The sequence below is a fragment of the Pseudoalteromonas luteoviolacea H33-S genome (assembly GCF_001625695.1).
Taxonomy (GTDB): Bacteria; Pseudomonadota; Gammaproteobacteria; order Enterobacterales; family Alteromonadaceae; genus Pseudoalteromonas; species Pseudoalteromonas luteoviolacea_B.
The window spans coordinates 151,970-160,162 of the sequence record NZ_AUXY01000104.1 but is presented as its reverse complement, the minus strand read 5'-3'; the positions used below and the strand labels follow the sequence as shown (position 1 = coordinate 160,162).

6 protein-coding genes are annotated in these 8,193 nt (G+C 42.7%); 2 read left to right on the top strand and 4 right to left on the bottom strand.

All coding sequences use genetic code 11. The features are described from left to right. Positions 1-572: 572 nt before the first annotated feature. From N477_RS21590 to N477_RS21580, 3 genes are read right to left on the bottom strand one after another with little or no spacing between them, the layout of a single operon-like run. Entirely contained in the window at positions 573-1,025 is a 453-nt protein-coding gene (locus tag N477_RS21590) for a DUF3299 domain-containing protein (RefSeq protein WP_231098119.1), read from the bottom strand. A gap of 55 nt (positions 1,026-1,080) precedes the next feature. Further along, the gene (locus N477_RS21585; protein WP_063362469.1) at positions 1,081-2,412 is read right to left on the bottom strand and encodes an ABC transporter permease; all 1,332 of its coding nucleotides are present in this window, start codon (positions 2,410-2,412) and stop codon (positions 1,081-1,083) included. After that, positions 2,409-3,095, bottom strand: coding sequence for an ABC transporter ATP-binding protein (locus tag N477_RS21580; RefSeq protein WP_063362470.1), 687 nt, complete (start codon positions 3,093-3,095; stop codon positions 2,409-2,411). The genes N477_RS21585 and N477_RS21580 overlap by 4 nt, the downstream gene beginning before the upstream one ends. A gap of 195 nt (positions 3,096-3,290) precedes the next feature. On the opposite strand from N477_RS21580, the gene N477_RS21575 reads away from it, so the two are divergent. Next, positions 3,291-4,391 carry a phosphoribosylaminoimidazolesuccinocarboxamide synthase gene (locus N477_RS21575; protein ID WP_063362471.1) on the top strand — a complete coding sequence of 367 codons (1,101 nt, stop codon included), beginning with the start codon at positions 3,291-3,293 and terminating at the stop codon, positions 4,389-4,391. 444 nt (positions 4,392-4,835) lie between these two features. Next, positions 4,836-7,148, top strand: coding sequence for an EAL domain-containing protein (locus N477_RS21570; protein ID WP_063362472.1), 2,313 nt, complete (start codon positions 4,836-4,838; stop codon positions 7,146-7,148). 6 nt (positions 7,149-7,154) lie between these two features. On the opposite strand, the gene N477_RS21565 is transcribed toward N477_RS21570, so the two are convergent. Continuing rightward, the gene (locus N477_RS21565; protein WP_063362473.1) at positions 7,155-8,156 is read right to left on the bottom strand and encodes a glycosyltransferase family 9 protein; all 1,002 of its coding nucleotides are present in this window, start codon (positions 8,154-8,156) and stop codon (positions 7,155-7,157) included. Between the last annotated feature and the right edge of the window lie 37 nt (positions 8,157-8,193).

The following is an 8,193-nucleotide window of genomic DNA, read 5'->3' as shown; positions in this document are numbered from 1 at the left end:
TATTTAAGCGGATTGGTATTAGCGCAAGGTGAAGTGAACACCCTTCACCGCCGACAAGGTAAACTCAAGACTTCCTCAGCAGCGGTTAAAACGGCTCGTTTCAGGATCCATGCTTTGCTTATTCTGAGTTGGTTGCTGCGTTTATAGTGCTGTATTGATTACCTCTCGTTAAAACTGCTCGTTTCATCTTAAGTAAAAAGAGCGGATTCACTTCGTTCAATGTCGCGAACCTTTTACATGATAAGCGCAAGGTGAAGGGAGCCACCTTCACAGCTTTACCCTTTACTCCTGCTAAATACATTCCCACAGCAACAGCTAAACTAGCTCATTTCACCTTGCGCGAAAGAAATGCACTCACTGCGTTCGTTGTCATTAACCTTTTGCACTATGGTCTCTCACCCATAAAGGTTGTTTTCTGCATCATGTTGGGCAAGCCTCGCGTATCTAACCTACAAGATGCGATATATTAAAGATGTTGAGTGGGAAATAAGTTTATTTTGTGAAGGACAGATTGAGGGAGAATGGTTGCTGTGAAGGGAAACGAGGAAGTATATCTACTCCCTCGATACAGATTAAAGTTCGAAAGGTGCAACACCAACGGCTTTCATTGTATAGCCAGTTTGCGCTAGGTCACTTTTATGACTTTCTACCTTGATGGTACCTGTCACGGTTATGGCATCATATAGGCTGTCAATTGGGACACCGTCTTTGATCTTCACGTGCACGATTTGATTAGGCGGCGGCGGTGGCACATGGATACAGGCTCCAAAATATGGCACGAGTAAAAACTCAGTAATGACTTCACTATTGCCTTCAAGAGGCACCACGAAGCCTGGCAAGCTAACGCTTTTACCATCGAGTGCTTTTACTACTGGTGCATCTAAATCGGGTTGCACCCAGTTTTTATCATCGCCATCATGGCTAGCGGCCTCCTGATTGCTGATCTGCTCGTGACCTTCAGGAATTAAGTCGTCCCAAAAGATCTCTTTAGGTGGTGCTGCCATCACGGACAAAGACATAAACATCACTGTGAGTGAGATAAACCAAGATGCTAATCGGGTTGAATACATAAAAATCCTCTTAAACTTTGATACTCATGCCATCATTGAGTGAGTAAAAATACGCTCGAATAGCAGGAATTGCACCGATAAATGTGCCTGACACCATAATAACGCCTAGCAGGAGTAGTTCATAGTTGCTAAGCATGGATATTGTGATAGAAATACCAAATTGTGCTTGTAGTATACCTTTGCCAATTATTATCAGCGAGTAGAACAGTACAACGCCTAACATACATCCAAGTGCCGTGATCAGGACTGCTTCACTGGTCATTAAAGCAAATATATGTCTAGGTCTGGCTCCTACAGATCTGAGTATTGCGAGCTCTCTGCGGCGCTGGTTAAGTGACGATAATAAAGTTGTTAGCATACCGAGTAAGCTTATCAATACAACCACACCGGAAAAAAGAAGTAAGATTTTTTCCACGATATCTAGCATGCTCCAAAGCTCTCTGAGAGTAACGCCTGGCATAATGGCAGAAAGTGCCTCAGGTTTATATATATTGATATTTCGGCGTATTTGTAATGTGTAGAAAGGAGAGTCAAACCCCATTAAGAAAGCGGTAATTTGCTTAGGCTGACCGATTATATCTCCAGGTTGACTGTTCAGGTTTTCATAGTTATGACTCTGGTGGTCGTGGTCGTGGTCGTGGTCGTGGTCGTGGTCGTGGTCCTCAGAGCTGTCTTTGCGCCCGGCGATGTGTTGAATACTGTGCTTTGGACCATGCATCAACTCAATGGCTTTGAGTGGCACGTGCAATGTTTTATCTACTGGTGTCCCTGTCGGTTCTAAAATACCCACAATCACCAAAGGATTGTCATCATGATGGTGAAAGCTAGTGTTGCCCATGCCATGCGCGACCACAATTTCTTGCCTTAGGTAGTAGTGAAGCTGCTTTGCTACCTCACTGCCGATAACCACTTCTTGTGCGTTGTGATAAGGCCTACCGTGCTCAAATTGTAGCGTTTGTTTACTGCCATAGCGATAATGTTTGAAGTAGCTTTCGTCACTACCAAGTACTGAGAAGCCTTTATGGCTGTCTCCCAAGCTGATTGGGATTGTCCATGCCACGCCTTTTTGTGCTTTGATATATTCATAGCTTTGCCAAGACAGGCCATTATTTGCATGACCAATGCGAAAAACACTGGACAGTAGGAGTTGAATATCTCCTGTGCGTGCACCCACAATCAAATCGGTACCTGAAATTGTATTGCTAAAGCTTTGTTTGGCTTCCTGTCTTACTCTTTCTATTGATAGTAGTAGCATGACACTAATTGCAATAGTAAAGAGGGTAAGAAGCACACTGGCTTTTCGATTTATGATGCTTTTAAATGCGAGGTTGATTAATGTCACAGGCTCGCTCCATTTATCTCTGCTAGGCTTACTTTTCGATCAAATAAAGGTGCAAGGCTTACGTCATGGCTGACGAACAATATCGTAGCCTGATACTGTTGTGCTTGTTCAAAAAGTTGTTTAATAAAAATATCTCTGTTATCTGCGTCCAGTGCAGAAGTAGGCTCATCGGCGATAATGAGCTCAGGTTGTCCTATGAAGGCACGCGCTGCTGCAACGCGCTGTTGTTGACCAATACTCAGTTCATTAACTGCACGATGCTGAGTATTCTCATCTAACCCTAATTCAGCGAGTAACCGTGTTGCTTGTGATGTTGCAGTGGCGCCCTCAGTTTTTAAGTTTGCTTGCCTACGTTTAGAAAAATTACAGCCTAAGACAACGTTATCTATGGGGCTTAAATAAGGCAGCAAGTTAAAGTTTTGAAAAATAGTGCCAATGTGATCGGCTCTAAACTTGTCTCTTTTGGCATCATTGAGTGCGCTAAGATCTTCATTCAATATTTTTATATTGCCTTGCTGGGCGCACTGAATGCCTGCAAGTAAGCTGAGTAATGTCGATTTGCCACTGCCACTGGGGCCATGCAAAAACAGTCGCTCGCCGGTTTTTATTTGTAGGTCTTTGATTTGTAGTGTCGGGTTGGATTGCCCCGGCCAGCTGAACGTGAGATCTGATATATGGATCATGTAACCATCTCTTAGTACCGAGTTTTGTTCATGTTAGCGTAGAACAACGCAGGACTAAACTAAGTTTCGCTAGGTTGGTCTAGTATTGCGTTAAACAATTGTGATTTTAGTTGTGCTCGATTATCATACCCCTCTATAACCCCCTCTGTATTATGCGTCCTTTAGCAAGATGCAGCCGTTCTCTATGGAGATACAATGAGTAGCTACAAAGTTCTAGACGTCAATGACGATCTACCAATTCGCACTAAAGGTGCAGTTCACAGTGGTAAAGTACGCTCGGTTTATTGGTTAACCGATCAAGACAGTGCCAGATTAATCGAAGAAAAAGGCTATGATGTTCCTAATGGAACTGAGCTTGCGATCATGGTTATTTCAGATCGTATTTCTGCGTTCGATTGCATCTGGCAAGGTGAAAATGGCTTAAATGGTGTACCAGGTAAAGGTATTGCACTAAACAGCGTTGCAGCCCACTGGTTCAAATTATTTGATGAAGCAGGTCTTGCCGGTAATCATATTGTTGATATTCCTCACCCATACGTGTGGATTGTTCGCAAAGCGAGTACCGTTCGCGTTGAGGCAATTGCCAGACAATACATTACAGGCAGCATGTGGCGTGACTACAGCAAAGGCATTCGAGATTTCTGCGGTATTGAACTGCCAGAAGGCCTACAAGCTCACCAAAAATTAGAAGAAGTACTAATTACGCCTTCGACTAAAGGTATTATTTCAGGTGTTGAAGGTGTGCCAGAAGTTGATGATGTAAATATTACGCGTGCTAATATCACTGACAATCTAGATGCATTCAATTTTAAATCAGCTGATGATGTCACACGTTATGAGCAGTTACTCAGCGATGGCTTTAATCTGATTTCTAAAGAGTTAAATAAACTTGACCAAATTTTCGTTGATACCAAGTTTGAGTTTGGCTATGTTGAAGACTCAGATGGCAAAACTCGCTTAATTTACATTGATGAAGTTGGTACGCCAGATTCTTCTCGAATTTGGGATGGCCCAGCTTATCGCGATGGCAAGATTGTGGAAAACTCGAAAGAAGGCTTCCGCCAGTTATTAATTAACAATGTGCCAGACAGTGACGTATTGCTAAATAAAGATCGTATGCCTGAAAGAGAATCTTTGGCCCAGTCTTATAAATTACCACAAGATGTGATGATGTCTGTATCAGACACATATGTTGGCATTGCGAGTAAAATTGTTGGCAAAGATCTTGTCATCCCTCAAGACCCTCGTGCAGAGGTCATCGCTATTCTTGATGAGCAATATGCTCTTATAGACTAGTGTTTAAAGATGCCTAGCAGTCAATAATTTAACTGATTGCTAGGTATTCGTGCCCCCTTCTTCGATTTTCTTTTCCCAGCAACTGTACTGAGCAATACAACATCTCCAAGTAGAGAGTACCTCACTGTTCCAAGAGTGCTTTTGATAAAGAGCATTTATTGTTAAGTGCGTTTTTAAGTATTAAATATTCGTTTTTTCTCAACTAGAGCACACGATTTGATGGCTTTCAGCTATATTTTTAATGGCAAGCATCGATTTAATTTTGGCAAGTAATAGTAGCAACGTGACGAGTGTTGAAATAAATGAAATATATTACTAAAAATAACGGTCTGTAAATTGGATTAGCCATAACTGTGTATCAATGAATGCATAATATGGGTCCAATAATTGGGTCTGTATATCACCGTCTGCAATCTCTACTCGTTGATATCTGAAAGGAACATTATGGGCACAAGTTTTAAAAACCGAATAATTATTCTGTGTGTTGGCCTCGTATTGATAACCGCGATAGCCAGTCTTGCGGGCTTCTGGTGGTCGACCAGTGAGTTCAAAGAGCGCCAAGTGCAACAGGATATTCAAAAAGCACAGAGCGTCTATCAACAGTATTTAGTTGCCAGAGAACGATTATTGGTGACGGCTGCATCTGTTTTGACTCAGGACTTTGGCTTCAAACAAGCCGTCGCAACTAGAGATGCCTCTACGATAAGTAGCGTGCTGTATAACCATAGTCAGCGAATTAATGCAGAGCTGATGCTGCTATTGGATGTACGCGGTAAGCTTATTTCTACCAATCAAAATCAGCTTGAGTTGCCGCAAGATATGCGACCCTTAGTGAAAGAGCTACTCGCATATGAGAAACGCTCTGCATTTGTGGTGTTAGATAAAAAATTGTACCAGGCCATCATTTTACCAGTTAAAGCACCCAGAACCATTGCATTTACGATTGTTGGTTTTGTCGTTGACGAGCCCATAGCAGAACAGTTAAAGGGGCTGACGGGGATGGAGATGAGTTTCATTAGCCAAGGCGAGCGGATGAAAACAAGCTCTATTCAACTGCCTGAAGATAGAGATTTGTTTACTTATTTGCACGATCAAAAAATTAGCCGGTGGTTTGGTGAGTATCCTATTTATGTCAATGCCGAAGTTGCTTTGCCCTCTTTAACTGCTGTGCCTGTTAGCTTAGTGCTCAGCGCTGATTTACGGGCTGAATATGAAGAGTTTGACCAACTTGTCCTGACGATTGTGTTTCTTTCCTGTATTACGATGTTATTTGGTTTTGTCGCCAGTGGGTTTTTAGCGCGTAATTTGGCGACTCCGCTTCAGCAGCTTACAGTGATGGCGAGGCGCTTTGCAAAAGGTGATTATCATGCGCAAATTCACGAGACGCGCCCTACTAAAGAGATATGTCAGCTAGTCGATGCTTTTCATGAGATGGGCGATGATATTCAAGCACGGGAAAAGAAAATCCGCTATCAAGCAAGTCATGATGTTTTAACTGGGTTTTATAATCGTACTTCGGCATTGCCGATATTAGATGCGCTATTCTCAACTGAGCAGGTTTACTATCTACTGGTAATTGATATCAAAGGACTTAGGCATATTAACGATAAATTAGGCCCACGTATTGGAGATAGTTGTATTCAAGCTGTAGCAGAGCGTATCGAGCAGGTCACCGCTGATTTTGAGGGGCTTAATGTAAGACTGGGTGGAGATGAGTTTTTAACGGTGCTTTTAGCTAAGTCAGACTCAACGATGGAGCAATGCGTTGACAGCTTTTTGAAAAAACTCAACCCCAGTTATACGGTTCACAACTTTGATATAAATTTACGCTTTAGTGTCGGTGTGGTGCATATCCCAGAGCAAGCCGATAACGCGGATGATAGTATCCGGCGCGCTTTAATCGCTGCTGACAATGCTTCTCATGGCGTAGAGGATGTCTATTTTTATCAAACAGGAGAAGATGAGGCCTATTTAGAAAGGTTAGAAATTGTCGATGAGCTTAAGCAAGCTCTGGTCGCTGATGATGGGCAGCTTTTTATGACATTTCAGCCAAAGTTGAATATGCGTACAGGCGTAGTTGATAAAGTAGAGTCTTTGATACGCTGGAAGCGTAGCAATGGAGAGTGGGTTTCACCGGAATTGTTTATCGACCTCGCGGAACAATCAGGTTTAATCGTTGACTTAACGCAGTGGGTGCTGCGGACCGTTGTATCACAGATATCGGCGTGGTCTTCGCAAGGCCTAACAATGAAAGCAGCAATTAATGTATCAGCGCAAGATATTGCGGATGCTGAGTTCATACCTCACCTTTTGGCCATGTTAAAAACATACTCCGTGCCTGCCAATCTCATCACGATTGAGCTGACCGAACGTGACATGATTGAAAACGAAGAAAAAGGGATTGCTGCTTTGATTGCGCTTAAAGAGATTGGTGTCCACATTTCTCTAGATGACTATGGTGTTGGGCAAACATCTTTAGGGCGCCTCAAAATGCTGCCAATTGACGAGTTGAAACTCGATAAGGTGTTTATTTTAAAGCTAGCTGGGTCGCATCAGGACCAATGCATTGTCCGCTCTACTATCAGCTTAGGGCATCAACTTGGTTTTTCTGTGGTTGCAGAAGGGGTTGAGGACGTAGAGTCGCTAAAACTCCTAGAAGAAATGAAGTGTGACTATGCGCAAGGTTACTACCTAAGTCGCCCGTTGAAGGCGGATGATTTTACTCAGTGGTTAGGGCAACATCACAAGGCTGTATAAGTATGCTTAGAATACTGTCGCGAGCACGTCAGTAATTGCTTTAGGGGTGATGTCTCTTATCATATGTGGTTTAGATAAAGACATTGAATTATGATGAAGTGCGATCAAATTACTTTGCTTTGGTGCGACATTAGACCAAGGTGACGTGCCTTGACCAATAACGGCGACACACGGCGTCCCGCAGGCAGAGGCAATGTGCATTGGGCCAGAATCAATAGAAATCATCGCGTCCATAGCGCCGATGGTATCAACTAATATATCCAGTGACATTGAGCCTGCAAGGTTTGTGACTTTTTCTCCATTTTCACCCGCTTTGAATCTGAGTGTTTCCATTTCCTCTCGCTCCGCTTTATCACCTAATAAATACAGATGTATATCATCACGCATGACTAAATTGTTGATTAATTCTAGTGACAAGTCATGGGGATAATGACGGTCCCCTTTAACTGAACCACCAAGGTAGAGCGCGACGTTACGTTTTTTACTTAAAGCACAAGTTGTTTTTTTAGGTATTAACTTTGGGGCGCTAAATTGCTTGAATGGTCGGCCATGAGGAATATTGATAAGCTGGCAATAACGGTAAATATAGTGCTCAGATTGATTCAGTTTTAATGCGTGACTCAGTAGTGGGCTTCTTGCATTTTGTGCATAGCCGATAACGTTTTTAACACCAGCAAGCTTGAGTAGTAGCGCTTCTCGAAGTGAGCCGCGCAATAATACCGCGATGGAAATATCAAGCTGCTTTAGCTCTTTGGCCATTTTGAACAGACTATGCTTCTGTTCGTTACAATAGCGTTTATCGTTAATAAACTCAGTACCATAATGCGCTGCGCGAGTGAATAAGTGTGCCATAAATGGCCTGCCCAGCACGTAAACGCGTTGCGTGGGATATAGTTTTTTCAAAAGCTCTAAAGCTGGTAGGGTATTGATTGCATCGCCGATGAACTTTGGCAACACAACTAAGATAGCGCCATCTACTTGACTTGAATCAATGATTTGATTACCCATAAACATTATTTGAGATATGCATTAAAGCCCCCTAGTA

Coding starts and splice junctions, on each gene's coding strand:
- N477_RS21575 (WP_063362471.1), top strand. CDS start 3,291: ATGAGTAGCTACAAAGTTCTAGACGTCAATGACGATCTACCAATTCGC.
- N477_RS21590 (WP_231098119.1), bottom strand. CDS start 1,025: ATGTTTATGTCTTTGTCCGTGATGGCAGCACCACCTAAAGAGATCTTT.
- N477_RS21565 (WP_063362473.1), bottom strand. CDS start 8,156: ATGGGTAATCAAATCATTGATTCAAGTCAAGTAGATGGCGCTATCTTA.
- N477_RS21580 (WP_063362470.1), bottom strand. CDS start 3,095: ATGATCCATATATCAGATCTCACGTTCAGCTGGCCGGGGCAATCCAAC.
- N477_RS21570 (WP_063362472.1), top strand. CDS start 4,836: ATGGGCACAAGTTTTAAAAACCGAATAATTATTCTGTGTGTTGGCCTC.